The organism is Burkholderia cepacia (assembly GCF_029962485.1).
GTDB lineage: Bacteria > Pseudomonadota > Gammaproteobacteria > Burkholderiales > Burkholderiaceae > Burkholderia.
On the sequence record NZ_CP073638.1, the window covers coordinates 1,060,330 to 1,075,532 of the forward strand.

Genomic DNA, 15,203 nt, shown 5'->3' on the forward strand with positions numbered 1-15,203 from the left:
ACACCCGGGCCGCGTGCGCGCCCCGTTTTTCACATTTCTTACATTCACGCTGCGTATCGTTGACGACTTTCCTACGGTGCCTCCCATGCGACGACTCCTCACGCGCGCCCTGCTCGTGCGCTGCGCCCCCCTTGTTGCCCTCGCCGCGTTGTCCGCGTGTTCGAATCACATCGATACACCGGACGATCCGGCCAGCGCATCGGTCAACGTCCAGGCCGCCTGGGTCGAGATCGGCGATGCGAACCAGGCGATCGCCCGCGTCATCACGAACTACACGCCCGCGTCGGCCAGCGACCCGCTGTGTCCGCAGCTGACCGTCGACGGCAAGCTGTCGCGCATGGCACTGCGCGCGGGCGCCGCGACGCTGGCACAGCGGCCGACCGCCAGCGATCCGGCCGATTCGAAACCGTCGAGCTTCCCGGTCTCCGTCTGCGAAACGACGCTGCCGACGGGTGCGCAGGCCGCAAGCGTCGCAGGCCGCACGCTGCCGCTGCCAAAAGCGCAGCCGCAGCGCATCGCGATCATCGCGGACACCGGCTGCCGCATGAAGAAAGCCGACAATGCGTGGCAGGCATGCAACGACGCGACGGTCTGGCCGCTAGACACGATCGCGGCCAGCGTCGCAAAACTGTCGCCCGATCTCGTGCTGCACATCGGCGACTACCACTATCGCGAGAACGCGTGCCCGCCGGACATCGCCGGCTGCAAGGACAGCCCGTGGGGCTACGGCTGGGATACATGGCAGGCCGACCTGTTCCGCCCGGCTGCGCCGTTGCTCGCGAAGGCCCCATGGGTCGTCGTGCGCGGCAACCACGAGGAATGCGCGCGCGCAGGCCAGGGCTGGTTCCGTTTCCTCGATCCGCGCCCGTATTCGGCGGCACGCTCGTGCGACGATCCGGCCAACGACAACAACGCGAACTATTCGGAACCCTATGCGGTGTCGCTCGGCGGCGGCTCGCAGGTGATCGTGTTCGATACCGCGAAGGTCGGCCGCACCCCGCTCAAGACGACCGACGCGCAATTCGGCATCTACCAGAAGCAGTTCCAGACGGTCGCATCGCTCGCGTCGAAGGCCGGCATGACGACGACGATCTTCACGAACCATCACCCGATCCTCGCGTTCGCGCCGATCGCCGGCAGCACGCCCGCGCCCGGCAACCTCGCACTGCAGTCGGTGATGTCGAGCCTCAACGCACAGGCGTACTACCCGCCGGGCGTGCACGTTGCGCTGCATGGCCACGTACACGACTTCCAGGCGATCAATTTCTCGTCCGGGCACCCGGCGACGATCGTGTCCGGCAACGGCGGCGACAACCTCGACGTCGCGCTGCCCGACCCGTTCCCGGCCGGCCTGACGCCCGCACCGGGCGCGGTGATCGAGCGGCTGTCGCACAACAACAGCTTTGGTTTCCTGATCATGGAGCGCCGCGCAGCGCCCGCGACGGGCTGGGTATTCCATGCGTATTCGGCGGCAGGCAAGCTGCTCGCATCGTGCGACCAGTCGGGCACGACGCTCGCCTGCGACAAGACGGGGTTCATCGCGCCGTGAGTGAGGAAGTCCGATGTGACGGCCGCGTGGTGCGCGGCCGTCGAACGCTGCACACGCTTGCCGTCACCCTGCTCGCCGGCTTGACGCTCACGGCCCACGCCGCGCCGGCCGAAACGGGTCTGCTCCCCGGCGCGCCACCGTCGCGCGTCGTCGACACGATCGGCAACGGCACACCGCAAGTGACGGGCAAGATCGATGCGGCCACCGCACGCTTCGCGCCCGACCCGACGCTCGTCGCGCTCGGTCGCCGGATCTTCTTCGACCCGCGGCTGTCCGAGCCGCGCGGCATGTCGTGCGCGGGATGCCACGATCCGGGCCGAGCCTTCGCGCCGACGTTGTCGGCCGCCGCGCTCGCGGGACCCGGCGTGCCGGAAGGCAGCCGGCCCGGGCGCTTCAGCCGGCGCAACGCGCCGTCACTGCTCTATGTGCGCTACGTGCCGCGCCGCCACTTCTACCAGGACGACGATGCACCCGCACCGTCGCCGTTCGGCGGCCTGTTCAGCGACGGCCGCGCGGATACGCTCGCCGAACAGATTCGCGGGCCGCTGTTCGATCCGGACGAGATGAACAACCGGTCGCCGGCCGCACTGCTGCGCAAGGTCAACGCGACCGAACTCGCGACCGATCTCGCCGCGCGCTTCGGCGCGCCGGTGCGGCGCGATCCGGAGCAACTGGTGCGCGCGCTGGGTTCGGCCGTCGAGGCCTATCTGCAAAGCGACGAGATGGCGCCGTTCACGTCGCGCTTCGACGCGTTCCTGCGTACGCGCAAGCCGCTGGCGCCGGCCGAGATGCGCGGCCTCGCGCTGTTCCGGAACCCGGACAAGGGCAACTGCATGACCTGCCATACGCTGTCGGACACGTCGAGCCGTCCGGAGCGCTCGCTGTTCACCGATTTCGGCTACGACGCGATCGCGGTGCCGCGCAACCGCGCGCTGCCGGCGAACCGCGACCCGCGCCATTTCGACAACGGGCTGTGCGACACCGCACGTCGGCTGCGCTGGCCCGAGCCGACGCAATGGTGCGGCTACCTGCGCACGCCAGGGCTGCGCAACGTCGCGGTCAAGCAGACGTTCATGCACAACGGCGTGTTCACGACGCTGCGCGACGCGGTCGCGTTCTACAACACGCGCTCGACCGATCCCGGCTTCTGGTATCACGGCGCCAACACGTTCGACGACGTGCCGGCCGCCTATCGCGGCAACATCAACGTCAACTCGACGCCGATGAATCGCCGGCCCGGTACGCCGCCCGCGCTGACCGACGCGGAAATCGACGACATCGTCGCGTTCCTCGGCACGCTGACCGACGCGCGCTATACGGGGGTCGCAGCGCCTGCGGCGCCCGCGGCGCCCGTTACCCCCGCTTCCCGGATCACGCGAACCGCCGCGCCGATGCATTGACCCTGGCCGGACGGCCAATCGCACGCGCACTCGCTTGCGGTCGCCGCAAACACTGGTTATATTTACAGTACTGTATTTATGAACAGTGAGGTGCGAGATGGAACATCTGGTCCGTATCGTCAACGAAGCCGATCGCCAAGTGCTGGCGTGGCTTCGCGCCCAGGTCGGCGATGCCCGCGTCGAGCGCGCGGCTCGCCAGCTCGGGCATACGCGCAAGCCCTTCCCGTCCGCCGTGTGCCGGTACCTGGGCATGAGCGCGCCGGCCACGCTGCGCCAGGCCGACCGGCCGCGCGCCGCACGCGATTTCTCGGTCGGCGATCGTTACCTGTCGCTGATCCGCCAGCACCTCGCTACACATTCGGCCAGCCGATGAAATGGCGGCGGGTTGCCACTACGGCGCCTCGGCAAGCCGGAATGCTCGCGTATTCGCCTGTCCGGCCGGCCGCCGCCGCTGCGCTTACGCTGCCGCCGTGGCTTCCCGTACGAGGCGGCCGAGCGTTTCGAATGCCGCTGCGTGCGCCGCATCGAACACGCGCGTGCAGGCCCGCCGGATATAGCCGTCGAAGCGGTCGGAATTCGAGAAGATCGAACCGGGCGCGATTCTGATCCCCTGCGCCAGCGCGGCATCGAACAGCGTCGTGGAGCGCGCGCTATCCGGCAATGCGATCCACAGCCGCATTCCACCCAATGGCTGGTTCATCCGCGTGCCGGCCGGGAAATGTCGCGCGATCGCATCGATCGTCACGTCGCGCTGCACGCACCATTGCTCACGAAACCGATGCAGATGGCGGTCGAACGCACCCGAGCCGACGAATTCGGCCACCACGGCCTGCTACAGCACGGTGTTGTGCCGGCTGTGCTCGAGCATTCCCGATATCGAAACTGGCCAAATCACGACATGCCCCTGGCAGTCACCTCATCATCGCAGCGACTGACGGACGCGTTCGGCTCCAGGCATCCTCGCGACCGCCGCAACCTGCCCGGCAGGCGCGGCCGCCACATCAATGCGCGTTCCGGCGACGCTCGACCCATTCGAAAATCACCATCCCGGCCAGCATCGCGACGACGAACACGATCCCCTTTGCCGATCCGAAGCCGATCGACACGATCGCGGGCCCCGGGCAGAACCCGGCAATCCCCCAACCGATGCCGAACACGGCACTCCCGGCAACCAGGCGCACGGTGATCGCCCGCAGCGCCGGCAACTGCATCGGCAGACCGAGCCACGACCGCGTCCGGCGCTTCGCCCACGCGAACGCGAACACGGCCACCCCCGTCGCGCCCGCCATCACGAACGCGAGCGACGGATCCCAGCGGCCGGCCAGGTCGAGAAAGCCGAGCACCTTCTGCGGATTGGCCATGCCGGACACGATGAGACCGACGCCGAACAGCAGCCCGGCCAGAAACGCGAATCCTGCCTGCATGTCAGCCTCCCAGCACGTGCAACCGCACGAAAACGGTCACGAAGCCCGCGACCATGAAGGTCGCCGTCGCGACCACCGAACGCAGCGCACCGCGCGACATCCCGCACACGCCGTGGCCGCTCGTGCAGCCGCCCGCGTACCGCGTGCCGATCCCGACCAGCAGGCCGGCCGCCAGCAATTCGAGCCAGCTCGCATCGACCCGCGGCGTCAGACCGGTTCCGGCGACGCGCATCACGACCGGCGCGACGATCATCCCGCCGACGAACGCGATGCGCCAGCCGCGCTCGCCCGCACCCGCCGTCAACAGCCCGCCGACGATGCCGCTGATGCCGGCGATCCGGCCGTTGAACGCGACGAGCCACGCAGCCGCGAGCCCGATCAGCACGCCACCGGCCAGCGACAGCCACGGCGTGAAATGAAGCGCATCAAACTGCATCGCGCGTCCCCTTCGCGGCCGGGCCGCAGAACTGTTCGTACAGCACGCCCATCACCGCGATCGCGGCCGGGCTGTCGAGCGAATAGTGGATGTTCTTGCCGTCGCGACGCGTACGGACCAGCGCGTTGTCCCGCAACACGCCGAGCTGCTGCGACAGTGTCGGCTGGCGGATGTCCAGCCGCGTTTCGAGATCGCTGACGCAGCGCTCGCCCTGCGACAGTTCGCACAGCAGCAGCAGCCGGTCGGGATTCGACAACACCTTGAGGAGCGCGCAAGCCGATTCGGCGGCGGCGCGCATCTGATCGGGCTCGGGTAGCCCGGCGGGAAGAGCGTCGTTCATCGGGGCATGACATCAATTAAAGAAACAATATTATATCTATTTGTATATTATTGTTTCCCGCCACGTGTGCACTGACGCCCTTGCCGCCCGCCTTCGCTCAGGCCTGCTCGCCCGCAACCCCGTCGACACCCGACACCCGCGCCGCTTCGGCACGCACCATGCCGAGCACCAGCACCGCGATCGCCGCTATCACGCAGGGCGCCGCCACGACGGCAAACGCGGTCGACAGCGGCACGCCCATCGCCAGCATCGCGCCGCCGGCCATCGATCCGACGACCGAACCGCCTCGGCCAATTCCGTTCGCCCAGCTCACGCCAGTGGTCCGGCACGCGGTCGGATAGAACGCGGCCGACAGCGCATTCGCGCCGACCTGTGAACCCGACACGCAGAAGCCGGCCGCGAACACGGCAAGCGCGGCGCCCCACGGCGACGCGGCAAACACGCCGATCGCCGCGACGAAGATGCCGGCCGCCGCATAGCTGCAAGCCAGTACGCGATGCGGGTCGAAGCGGTCCATCAGCCAGCCGAGGACAATCGCGCCGAGCGTGCCGCCGACCTGGAACATCGCGGTCACGCGCGCGGCCGTCTGCAGCGTCGCCCCGGTCGTGCGCAACAGCGTCGGTAGCCAGCTCGACAGCAGGTAGATGACGAGCAGGCTCATGAAGAACGTCAGCCACAACAGCAGCGTGCCGCGCAGCAGGTTGGCATCGAACAGCCGTCCAAGCGGCGACCCGGCCGGCTTGCCGCCCTGCGCGACGAACGACGCGTGCGCAAGGTGCGGATCCGGCGCAATGCGGCCGAGCATCGCCGCGATCCGCGCGGAAGGCGCGTTCCGGCTGACGAGATAGCGCACCGATTCCGGCAGCCGCCACGCGAGCACCGGCAGGAGCAGCAGCGGCGCGGCGCCGCCGACCACGAGCACCGAGCGCCAGCCGTGATGCTCGATCAGCGACGCGGCGGCAAGCCCGCCGAGCGCGGAACCGATCGTGAAGCCGCAGAACATCGTCGTCACCAGCAGCGAGCGGCGGCGCGCCGGACAGTACTCGGACGTCAACGTGATCGCATTGGGCATCGCGCCGCCGAGCCCGAGCCCGGTCACGAAGCGCCACGCGATCAGCTCGGTCGGGCCGCCCGCGCTCGCCGATGCGGCGCTCGCGATGCCGAAGCACGCCACGCACGCGAGCAGCAGGCGCTTGCGGCCGAACCTGTCGCCGAACGGCCCGAACACGAGCGCGCCGGCCATCAGCCCGGCGAGCCCCGCGCCGAACACGGGCGCCAGTTGCGCGGGCGACAGGCCCCATTCCGCGCGGATGACGGGTGCGATGAAACCGATCGATGCGGTATCGAACCCGTCGATCGCGACGATCAGAAAGCACAGGACGACGATCGCGGCCTGAAACGGCGCAACGCGATGCCGGTCGATCCATTCGCTGACGTCGATGGACAGCGTATCGGCCATGATAGTGTCTCCTCCAGGAAGGCGGTCGCGCGTCGTCTGTCGTTGAAATGCGCGCCGCCGGATTCGGGCTGAACGGATGCGTTACGCGACCGTCTTCAGGCAATCCTCCGCGCGCCAGCCGTGCAGCCAGTCGAGCGCGTCGTAGAACTGCGCCTGCGTGCGACCGACCCAGAGCCCGTTGCGCACCTGCCGCTCGACGCCTTTCGCGTGATAGATCCGCCCCATTTCCCGTGCCGAATACAGCACGCGTGCAGTACGCGGAATCCGCACGCGCTCGTACAGCGCGAACGCGGCCTCGAAATCGCCGTTCGTGTGCGCAACCGCCGCGCCGAGCGTCACCGCATCCTCGAGCGCCTGGCATGCGCCCTGCGCGATGTATTGCGTCATCGGATGCGCGGCGTCGCCGAGCACCGTCGCGCGGCCCGCGCTCCAGCGTTCGACCGGATCGCGGTCGGCGGTCGCCCAGCGCTTCCACGACGTCGGCCGATCGAGCATCTGCTTCGGCAGCGGATGAATGCCGTCGAAGTACGACAGCACTTCTTCCTTGCTGCCCTCACGCACGCCCCACGTCTCCTGCTCGCGGCTGTGGAACGTGACGACGAGGTTGTACTGCCGCCCGCCGCGCAGCGGATAGTGGACGAGATGGCAATGCGGGCCGGCCCACACGACGGGCGCATTGATCTGCAAATCCTTCGGCATGTTGTCGACGTCGACCACCGCGCGATACACGACGTGGCCTGTCACGCGATGCGCATCGCCGATCAGCGCGTGACGGATCGCGGACTTCACGCCGTCGCAGCCGATCACCGCATCGGCGCGATAGCGTTCGCCATGCTGGTCGATCACGGTCACGCCGTTGCCGTCCTGCTCGAAACCGCACACCTGCGTGCTCGTCCGGAACTCGATCAGCGGGTGATCCTTGACCGCCTCGTAGATCGAAAGATGGATGTCCGCGCGATGGATCACCGCATACGGATTGCCGAAGCGCTCGCGGTACGCGGCACCCGTATCGATGCGCGCGACCTCGCGTGCATCGATCGCATCCATCAATTGCAGCCAGTCGGTGAATACTGCGCGGCCGCGTGCCGCCTCGCCGACACCCAGCGCGTCGAGCGCGTTGAATGCATTCGCCGCGAGCTGGATTCCCGCGCCGATCTCGCCGATCTGCTCGGCCTGTTCGAGCAGCTTCACGCGGATGCCCTGGCGCGCGAGCGCCAGCGCCGCCGCGAGCCCGCCGATACCGCCGCCGATCACGAGTACGCGTCGGCCGTTGTTGTGTGTCTCGCCCATCTCTGTCTCCTGCTTCTTGTTACGCGACGTAATCCGGTTGCCGCTGCGGTTGTGCGGCCTCGAAAGCCGGCTCGTGCCGCGCGTGCTCATACACCGCGAGGCTGCGCGGATACGCGCTCAGGTCGCAATCCATCCGCAACGCGTTCGCGACCTGTGGCACGAGGCACACGTCGGCCAGCGTCGGCGTATCGCCGAAACACCACGGGCCCTCGTCCGCGCGTGCGAGCAGCCGCTCGACGCCGGCCATCCCCTCCGCGACCCAGTGCCGGTACCACGCGGTCTTCTGCTGCGGCGTAACCTTCAGCTCGCTGTCGAGATAGCGCAGCACGCGCAGGTTGTTGACCGGATGGATGTCGCACGCGATCAACGCGGCCAGTTCCAGCACGCGCGCCCGGCGGCGCGACTCGATCGGAATCAGCCGCGGATCCGGATGGATCTGGTCGAGGTAATCGAGGATCGCGATCGACTGGCCGAGGCGGAAATCGCCGTCGATCAGCGCCGGCACCGCCGCCGACGGGTTCACCTGCGCGACATAAGCGGCATCGCGATGCTCGCCGGTGCGGATGTTCACGGGCAGCGTGTCGTACGGCAGCCCTTTCAGCGCGAGCGCGATGCGCACCCGGTAGGACGTCGAACTGTTGAAGAAACTATGCAGTTGCACGATGTAACCTTTCGGGGAAGATGCGTCAGACCACGCGCACGGTCAGTTCGCCGAGACGCTCGACGCCAACCTTCATCACGTCGCCCGCCACCACCGCGCCGACTCCCTCCGGCGTACCCGTGAAGATCACGTCGCCCGGTTCGAGGCGGAAGAACTTCGACAGGTCGGCCACCGTTTCCGCGACCGACCAGATCAGGTGCGACACGTCGCTCTTCTGCTTCGTCGCGCCATTGACGGTCAGCCACAGGCCGCCCTGTTCGAAATGACCGACGTCGCTTGCCGGATGCACGGGCCCGATCGGCGCGGAGCGGTCGAACGCCTTGCCGATTTCCCACGGCCTGCCCATTTCGCGCATCTTCATCTGCAGGTCGCGGCGCGTCATGTCGAGGCCGACCGCATAGCCCCACACGTGTTCGAGCGCGCGTTCGAGCGGAATGTCCGACCCGCCCTTGCCGATCACCGCGACGAGTTCGGCTTCGTAGTGATAGTTCTGCGTCTGCGACGGATACGCGAGATCGAGCGTTTCGCCGTACGCGACCGGCACGATCGAATCGGCCGGCTTGCAGAAGAAGAACGGCGGCTCGCGATCGGGATCGAAGCCCATTTCGCGCGCATGGGCCGCGTAGTTGCGGCCGACGCAATAGACGCGGCGGACCGCAAATCGGGCATCGCTGCCGGCAACGGGCAGCGCCACGGGCGCTTCGGGCGGGAAAACGAAAGTCATGAACGGCTCCAGCTTAGGCATGAATGAAGGGGCGCGCCGCCACGACGGCGCACGGAAAACAGTTCGTTGAACGCGCCGGCGTCAGTCGCGCGCTTCGCGCAGCAGATTCAGCGCGGACAGCACGGGTCGGTCGGAATAGCTGAACAGCACGCTGTCGGACGACGCCGACAGCCGCACGGGCGCCCACGACGGCGCGACGAAGATGTCGTGCGGCGCGAATTCGAATGCGTTGCCGCCGATGTGCGCGGTGCCGCTGCCCTCGACGACGCAGTAGATCGTCGCGTCGGTGCTGCGGTACGTGCGTCCGTCGAAACCGGCGGGCAGGAACTGCATGAAGGTGGCGATCGTCGGCATCGGCCAGCCGCCCGTCGCGGGGTTCACATAGCGCAGCTTCACGCCGTCCCACGCATCGAGCTCGCCGTTCCGGTAAAGCGCGTCGAGCGCCTCGCGGGTGCGGGCATACGGATAGCTGAACACCGGCGACGTCGGATCGCTCACGCGATGCCGCACCGGCACCATGTTGTGACCGAAGCGCGCGAGGCTGTCGCCTTCCGGGCGATTCACGGGCTGCACGGCTTCCGGGTAGTTCTCCGCGAAACCGGCGTCGAGATTCGCAACGAGCGGAATGTCGAGCCCGTCGAGCCACACGACCGGCTCGCCGCCCTCGTCCACCGACGGATTGCCGTGGTCGTGCCACGCCCACGAGGGCGTGATGATGAAGTCGCCCGGATGCATCGTCGTGCGCTCGCCGTTCACGGCCGTCCATGCGCCGCGCCCTTCGACGATAAAGCGCAGCGCCGACTGCGTATGCCGGTGGCTCGGCGCGATCTCACCCGGCAGGATCAGCTGCAGCCCCGCGTACAGGGTCGGCGTCATGCTCGACTTGCCGGGCAACCCCGGGTTCTCCAGCACCAGCACGCGGCGCACGGCTTCTTCCGCGCTGATCACGCTGCCGGCCTGCATCACGAGGTCGCGCACCTGCGCGTATTTCCAGATCGCGGCTTGCGCGGCCGGCTGCGGGGATTTCGGCACGAGGTTGTGCAGCGATTCCCACAGCGGCGCCAGGCGCTGCTCGGCGATCCGTGCGTAGTAGGCGGCGCGCGGCGCGTCCGGATGGGTCGTCATGATGTCTCCTTGAAGGCGGCCGATCGGCGTCGGCGCCGGGTCTGTCTGGTCGGGGACCGTGCAGCAGTCCGTGAATGAATTTATATTCGACGCAGCCATACCCGGTAAAATGGTGAAATCATCTGATCCATATAGTTATGGATATACCTTCTTGCGACGAGGCATGCGATGGACTGGACCCACCGGCTGCGACTGCGGCATCTGCAGGTACTGCTGAGCCTGGCCGGCACCGGCAATCTGAGCCAGTCAGCGGTCGCGCTCGCGACCACGCAGCCCGCGCTGTCGAAATGGCTGAAGGAGCTGGAAGAAGATGTCGGGCTGCCGCTGTTCGAACGGCATGCGCGCGGCCTGCGGCCGACGCCTTACGGCGAAGCGCTGATCGAGCACGCGCGCCGCGTGGAAGCGCAGCTCGACGTCGCGCGCGACGACATGGCCGCACTGCGTGAAGGCGGCAGCGGCCTCGTGACGATCGGCACATCGGGGGTCGCGGCGGCCGATACGGTGCCGCTCGCGGTGTCCCAACTGCTGAAGCGGATGCCGCGCGCGCAGGTGCGGCTCACCGAAAGCACGATGAACCAGCTGATGCCGCAGCTCGCGCGCAGCGAACTCGATATCGTCGTGGGCCGCTCGGGCTCGACCTCCGTCGATCCGCTGCTGCGCGCCGAAGCGCTGTATGTCGATCCGGTCGTGTTCGTCGCACGGCCCGGCCACGCGCTCGCCGGTGCGGCGTCCGTCGACTGGGACGACGTGTTCGCCTATTCGTGGATCGTGTGGCCGTCGGGCACGCCCGTACACAATGCGCTGGAGGCCGCGCTGACGGCCGCCGGCCGCGTGCGGCCGCCGCACTGCGTCGAATCGAATTCGTCGATCCTCAACCTCACGCTGCTGAACAACACCGACCTGCTCGGCGTCGCGTCGCATCGTGCCGCGCAGCGCTTTGCGCAACTGAACGCGATCCGGATCCTGCCGATGCGGCTCGAAGGCCAGGGCGCGGTGTCGATGTACTGGCACCCCGACAGCGCGAATCGCGCGGCAGTGGCCGCGACGATCGAGTGCCTGCGCGCTTGCGCGGCGCCGCAGGTCGGCGGATGGGAGAAAGTGAAGGTGGAATGAATGACGCGGCCCGGTGTCAACCGGGCCGCGTTGCTGCGTTGCCGCGTTGCCGCGTTGCCGCAACAGCGCGTGCGTCACGCGCCGTCGCAGGATGCCGTGCCGTCGAGCATCAGCGTGCCGACCCGCGCGGGCACGAGCGGTGTGCGCGGCACCGGCGGCGTCCAGCCGAACAGCGCCTGCGCAGCCGCACCGCACACGCGGCCCTGGCATGCACCCATCCCGCAACGTGACTGCAGTTTCGCGGCCGTCCAGCCCGGCTCTTGCGCGACTGCATCGAAACGCACGTCTTCGCAGCGGCATAGCAGCGTATCGGGCCGCGCAAGCCGGCGAATCGGCTCGCGGATCGCGAAACGCTCACGCACGGCATCCGCAAACGCCTGCCAGTCTGCGCGCTGCGCAATCAGCGCGGCCAGTTGCGCCGTCTGCCCGGTCGCCACATAACCGGCGATCTCGCCTTCGACCATCGCCAACTCGCTGCCGCCGACGCCCGTGCACTCGCCCGCCGCCAACACCCCTTCGCGGCTCGTACGCTGGTGCGCATCGACCGCCACCATGCCGTTGTCGATCCGGCAGCCGAGATGGCTCGGCAGCACGATGTTCGGCACGAGGCCGAAGCCGCACGCGAGCCGGTCGCAATCGACCTCGAACTCGCGGTCGCCCTGACGGATCCGAACGCGTTCGAGTCGCTTGTCGCCGAATGCCTCGACGACATGCGCATCGGGCCGGTAGGCGGCCGTGACGAGCTTCGCGGCCTGCGCGAGCTTCGACGGCCAGCGCCACAATCCCGCGGCGAAACCGGCCACGTCGCCCCATGCGGCCTGTTCAAGTACGTGCGACACGCGCGCGCCGGCCTGACGGGCCGTCGCCGCGCTCGCGAGCAGCAGCGGCCCGCTGCCGGCAATCACCGTGCGTTGCCCGCTCACGTCGAGGCCGTACTTGATCAGCGCCTGCAGGCCGCCCGCCCCGGTAACGCCCGGCAGCGTCCAGCCCGGAAACGGCAGCAGCAGCTCACGCGCGCCGCAGCAAAGAATCAGCGTCCGGAAATCGAGCAGCAGCCCGCGTTCGTCATCCTCGAGCAGCAGCGTGCCCGGCTGGGTTTCGGCGACGATGCGCGTCGCCGCGAGATGCGTGACGTTCGGCTGCCGCAGCACGGCGAGGCGTTCGGCGGCAACCGGCGCAGGCTTGACCGCCGCGCCTTGCCGCCAGATCTGCCCGCCCGCGCGCGGGTTGTCGTCGACGATCGCGACCGTCGCGCCGCCCTTCACTGCAGCCCGTGCGGCCGACAGCCCGGCCGGGCCCGCGCCGACGATCGCGACGTCGACGCTCAATCGTTCCTGTTTCATCGCGTACGCTCCACCTGCATCCCGTCGCGGCACAGCGTCTGGCATGCCAGCCGGCGCCGGCCGTCGATCGTCATCCGGCATTCCTGGCAAACGCCCATCCCGCAAAACGGCGCACGCGCCGCGCCCGTGCACGACACCCGCGTCGTGTCGTCGCCGCTCGCCGCAATGGCGGCCGCGACGGTCGCGCCGTCGGCCACCGTCAGCGCGCGGCCGTCCAGATGAATGATCATGTCAGCGCTCCGGCTACGGGGGACGCGGTCAGGAAGCGTCCCGGCAAATACGGTTCGATATCGATCGGCGGCCGCTCGCCGGTCATCAGTGCGGCGACGAGCCGCGCGCTGCCCGGCGCGGTCGTCACGCCGAGCCCTTCGTGCCCGACCGCGAGCCACACGCCCGGCCGCGCCGGGTGCTCGCCGAGCAGCGGCAGGCCGTCGGGGCTCGCGGAGCGGAATCCGGTCCATGAGCGGATGCCGTTCAGGTCGGCCAGATCCGGCAGGTAGCCCACCGCGCGGCGCAGCATGCGGGCCAGCACGGGCGGCTCGACGCGCGCATCCTCGGTGTCGAACTGGCGCGACGAGCCGATCAGCAACTGGCCGGTCGGCCGTGGCTGTACGTTGAACGCGACCGACGTGCCGTCGCTCGCATGCGCGCTCGCCGCATAACCGAGTTCGACGAGCTGGTGCGACACCTGGCCCGGATAACGATCGGTAATCAGCAGGTGGCCCTTTTTCGGGCGCAGCGGCAATTCGGGCAGCAGCGTGCGCGCTGCAACGCCATTCGCGACGACCACGCGCTCCGCGCGCAGCGTGTCGCCGGTTGCGAGCGTCACGCTCGGGCCATCGACCGCGACCGCCCGGTCGCGGCGCAACGTGATGCGCGGTGCGCGCTGCAGCAGCCAGTTCGCGGTGACGGGCGCATAGAGAATCGCGTCGCCGGGAATCTTCAGCGCGCCGCCAAGACCCGTGCGCAGCATCGGCTCCAGTTGCGCGAGCGTCGCCGCGTCGATCAGCTCGCCGGCCACGCCATGCGCGGCAAGCGTCGCCTGCTTGGCGCGCGCCAGATCCATCTCGTGCGCGTCTGCCGCGAGCCACAGCGTGCCGCAGTTGCGGTACGCGCAGCCTTCCGGCATGTCGCCACTCAACGCGCGCCACAGTTCGATCGAGTAATGGCTGAGCGCCAGCTCGGCCGCGTTGTCGTCCATCGCGACGAGGTGGCCCATCCCCGCGCCGGTCGCGCCGCCGCTCGCGTCGTCGACGACGAGCACGCGCAGCCCGCGCTGCGCGAGTTCGTGCGCGCACGCCGCGCCGACGATGCCGGCGCCGATCACGACGACGTCGGTCTTCGTTTCGCTCACGACCCGATGCCCCAGCCGAACGGATCGTCTTCCTCGATCAGCAGCGTCGCTTCCGCGCTCAGGTGCGCGCTGCCGCGGATCGTCGGCACGATGCCGCCGTCGGCCTGCTCGTAGCTCGCGTGGAACACGCTGCCGATCACGCTCGCCTGCCGCCACACGGCGCCCGGGGCAAGCTTGCCGTCGGCCGCGAGACACGCGAGCTTCGCGCTCGTGCCGGTGCCACACGGCGAACGGTCGTACGCGAGGCCCGGGCACAGCACGAAGCTGCGGCTGTCGTGTTCGGCGTCGTCGGCGAACAGCTCGATGTGGTCGATCTCGCCGCCGTTCGCACCGGTGATCCCAGCGCGTTCGAGCCCTTCGCGCACGGCCGACGCATACGCGGTGAGCGCCGCGACGTTGTCGCCGGTCACGCGCTGCCCGTGGTCGCTGATCAGGAAGAACCAGTTGCCGCCCCACGCGATATCGCCCTTCACGGGGCCGTATCCCGGCACGTCGACGGCGACGCCCTGCGCATGGCGATACGCAGGCACGTTGCGCACACTGACCGACAGGTCGTCGTGCAGCGTCGCCTCGACGGTGCCGACGGGTGTTTCGATCCGGTGCACGCCGGGTGCGATGCGGCCCATGTGATATAGCGTGCGCACGACGCCGATCGTGCCGTGCCCGCACATCCCGAGATAGCCGCTATTGTTGAAGAAGATCACGCCGGCCGCCGCGTCGGGCGATACGGGCTCGCAGAGCAGCGCGCCGACCAGCACGTCGCTGCCGCGCGGCTCGAGGATGCACGCGGTGCGGTAACGGTCGTGCTCGCGCGCGAGCACGTCGCGGCGCTCGGCCATCGTGCCGCTGCCGAGCGACGGGAAGCCGGACACGACGAGCCGAGTGGGTTCGCCGCCCGTGTGCGAATCGATGATCTGGATGCGCTTCATCATGAGCCGTCCGAAGTGGGGAAAGGAGCATAGCTTCCTCCGTCGCGCGTCCGTCC

General features: G+C 68.8%; 16 protein-coding genes and 1 pseudogene. 4 read left to right on the forward strand and 13 right to left on the reverse strand.

What is annotated here, in order from left to right:
- Positions 1 to 85 precede the first annotated feature (85 nt).
- The 3 genes from KEC55_RS21155 to KEC55_RS21165 all read left to right on the forward strand — a co-directional run bounded on the left by KEC55_RS21155 (position 86) and on the right by KEC55_RS21165 (position 3,322).
- Positions 86 to 1,549 carry a metallophosphoesterase family protein gene (locus KEC55_RS21155; protein WP_282510411.1) on the forward strand — a complete coding sequence of 488 codons (1,464 nt, stop codon included), beginning with the start codon at positions 86 to 88 and terminating at the stop codon, positions 1,547 to 1,549.
- Positions 1,546 to 2,949 carry a cytochrome-c peroxidase gene (locus KEC55_RS21160; protein WP_282510413.1) on the forward strand — a complete coding sequence of 468 codons (1,404 nt, stop codon included), beginning with the start codon at positions 1,546 to 1,548 and terminating at the stop codon, positions 2,947 to 2,949. The genes KEC55_RS21155 and KEC55_RS21160 overlap by 4 nt, the downstream gene beginning before the upstream one ends.
- 97 nt (positions 2,950 to 3,046) lie before the next feature.
- On the forward strand, positions 3,047 to 3,322 hold the full coding sequence (locus tag KEC55_RS21165; protein ID WP_034191604.1) for a hypothetical protein: 276 nt from the start codon (positions 3,047 to 3,049) through the stop codon (positions 3,320 to 3,322).
- A gap of 84 nt (positions 3,323 to 3,406) precedes the next feature.
- Here the strand turns inward: KEC55_RS21165 and KEC55_RS21170 are convergent.
- The 9 genes and pseudogenes from KEC55_RS21170 to gtdA form a co-directional block, all read right to left on the reverse strand.
- Positions 3,407 to 3,808 (reverse strand): annotated as a pseudogene (locus KEC55_RS21170) (PLP-dependent aminotransferase family protein); the annotation flags it as partial.
- Between the two features lie 142 nt (positions 3,809 to 3,950).
- Positions 3,951 to 4,373, reverse strand: a complete 423-nt coding sequence (locus KEC55_RS21175) for a DUF6691 family protein (RefSeq protein WP_282510419.1) — start codon at positions 4,371 to 4,373, stop codon at positions 3,951 to 3,953.
- Position 4,374: 1 nt separating this feature from the next.
- Positions 4,375 to 4,809, reverse strand: a complete 435-nt coding sequence (locus KEC55_RS21180) for a YeeE/YedE family protein (RefSeq protein WP_282510421.1) — start codon at positions 4,807 to 4,809, stop codon at positions 4,375 to 4,377.
- The gene (locus KEC55_RS21185) at positions 4,799 to 5,149 is read right to left on the reverse strand and encodes an ArsR/SmtB family transcription factor (RefSeq protein ID WP_282510423.1); all 351 of its coding nucleotides are present in this window, start codon (positions 5,147 to 5,149) and stop codon (positions 4,799 to 4,801) included. Before KEC55_RS21185 ends, KEC55_RS21180 begins: the two co-directional genes overlap by 11 nt.
- A 97-nt stretch (positions 5,150 to 5,246) precedes the next feature.
- Positions 5,247 to 6,608 carry an MFS transporter gene (locus KEC55_RS21190; protein WP_282510425.1) on the reverse strand — a complete coding sequence of 454 codons (1,362 nt, stop codon included), beginning with the start codon at positions 6,606 to 6,608 and terminating at the stop codon, positions 5,247 to 5,249.
- A gap of 81 nt (positions 6,609 to 6,689) precedes the next feature.
- The gene (locus KEC55_RS21195; RefSeq protein WP_282510427.1) at positions 6,690 to 7,898 is read right to left on the reverse strand and encodes a 3-hydroxybenzoate 6-monooxygenase; all 1,209 of its coding nucleotides are present in this window, start codon (positions 7,896 to 7,898) and stop codon (positions 6,690 to 6,692) included.
- Between the two features lie 19 nt (positions 7,899 to 7,917).
- Positions 7,918 to 8,559, reverse strand: a complete 642-nt coding sequence (gene maiA / locus KEC55_RS21200) for a maleylacetoacetate isomerase (protein WP_282510429.1) — start codon at positions 8,557 to 8,559, stop codon at positions 7,918 to 7,920.
- A 25-nt stretch (positions 8,560 to 8,584) separates the two neighbouring features.
- Complete coding sequence (locus KEC55_RS21205) at positions 8,585 to 9,283, reverse strand: fumarylacetoacetate hydrolase family protein (RefSeq protein ID WP_282510431.1); 699 nt, start codon at positions 9,281 to 9,283, stop codon at positions 8,585 to 8,587.
- Between the two features lie 81 nt (positions 9,284 to 9,364).
- Positions 9,365 to 10,408: a gentisate 1,2-dioxygenase gene (gene gtdA, locus KEC55_RS21210; RefSeq protein WP_282510433.1), complete on the reverse strand. Its 1,044-nt coding sequence runs from the start codon at positions 10,406 to 10,408 to the stop codon at positions 9,365 to 9,367.
- Positions 10,409 to 10,576: 168 nt separating this feature from the next.
- Between gtdA and KEC55_RS21215 the strand changes: the two genes are divergently transcribed.
- Positions 10,577 to 11,521, forward strand: coding sequence for a LysR substrate-binding domain-containing protein (locus KEC55_RS21215; RefSeq protein ID WP_282510435.1), 945 nt, complete (start codon positions 10,577 to 10,579; stop codon positions 11,519 to 11,521).
- Positions 11,522 to 11,595: 74 nt separating this feature from the next.
- Here KEC55_RS21215 and KEC55_RS21220 read toward each other — a convergent pair whose 3' ends face one another.
- From KEC55_RS21220 to KEC55_RS21235, 4 genes are read right to left on the reverse strand one after another with little or no spacing between them, the layout of a single operon-like run.
- Positions 11,596 to 12,864, reverse strand: coding sequence for an NAD(P)/FAD-dependent oxidoreductase (locus KEC55_RS21220; RefSeq protein WP_282510437.1), 1,269 nt, complete (start codon positions 12,862 to 12,864; stop codon positions 11,596 to 11,598).
- The gene (locus KEC55_RS21225) at positions 12,861 to 13,094 is read right to left on the reverse strand and encodes a 2Fe-2S iron-sulfur cluster-binding protein (protein WP_040139619.1); all 234 of its coding nucleotides are present in this window, start codon (positions 13,092 to 13,094) and stop codon (positions 12,861 to 12,863) included. The genes KEC55_RS21220 and KEC55_RS21225 overlap by 4 nt, the downstream gene beginning before the upstream one ends.
- On the reverse strand, positions 13,091 to 14,218 hold the full coding sequence (locus KEC55_RS21230) for an NAD(P)/FAD-dependent oxidoreductase (protein ID WP_282510442.1): 1,128 nt from the start codon (positions 14,216 to 14,218) through the stop codon (positions 13,091 to 13,093). Before KEC55_RS21230 ends, KEC55_RS21225 begins: the two co-directional genes overlap by 4 nt.
- Positions 14,215 to 15,147 (reverse strand): 4-hydroxyproline epimerase, encoded by a 933-nt coding sequence (locus KEC55_RS21235; RefSeq protein ID WP_282511375.1) that lies wholly within the window; start codon positions 15,145 to 15,147, stop codon positions 14,215 to 14,217. Before KEC55_RS21235 ends, KEC55_RS21230 begins: the two co-directional genes overlap by 4 nt.
- Between the last annotated feature and the right edge of the window lie 56 nt (positions 15,148 to 15,203).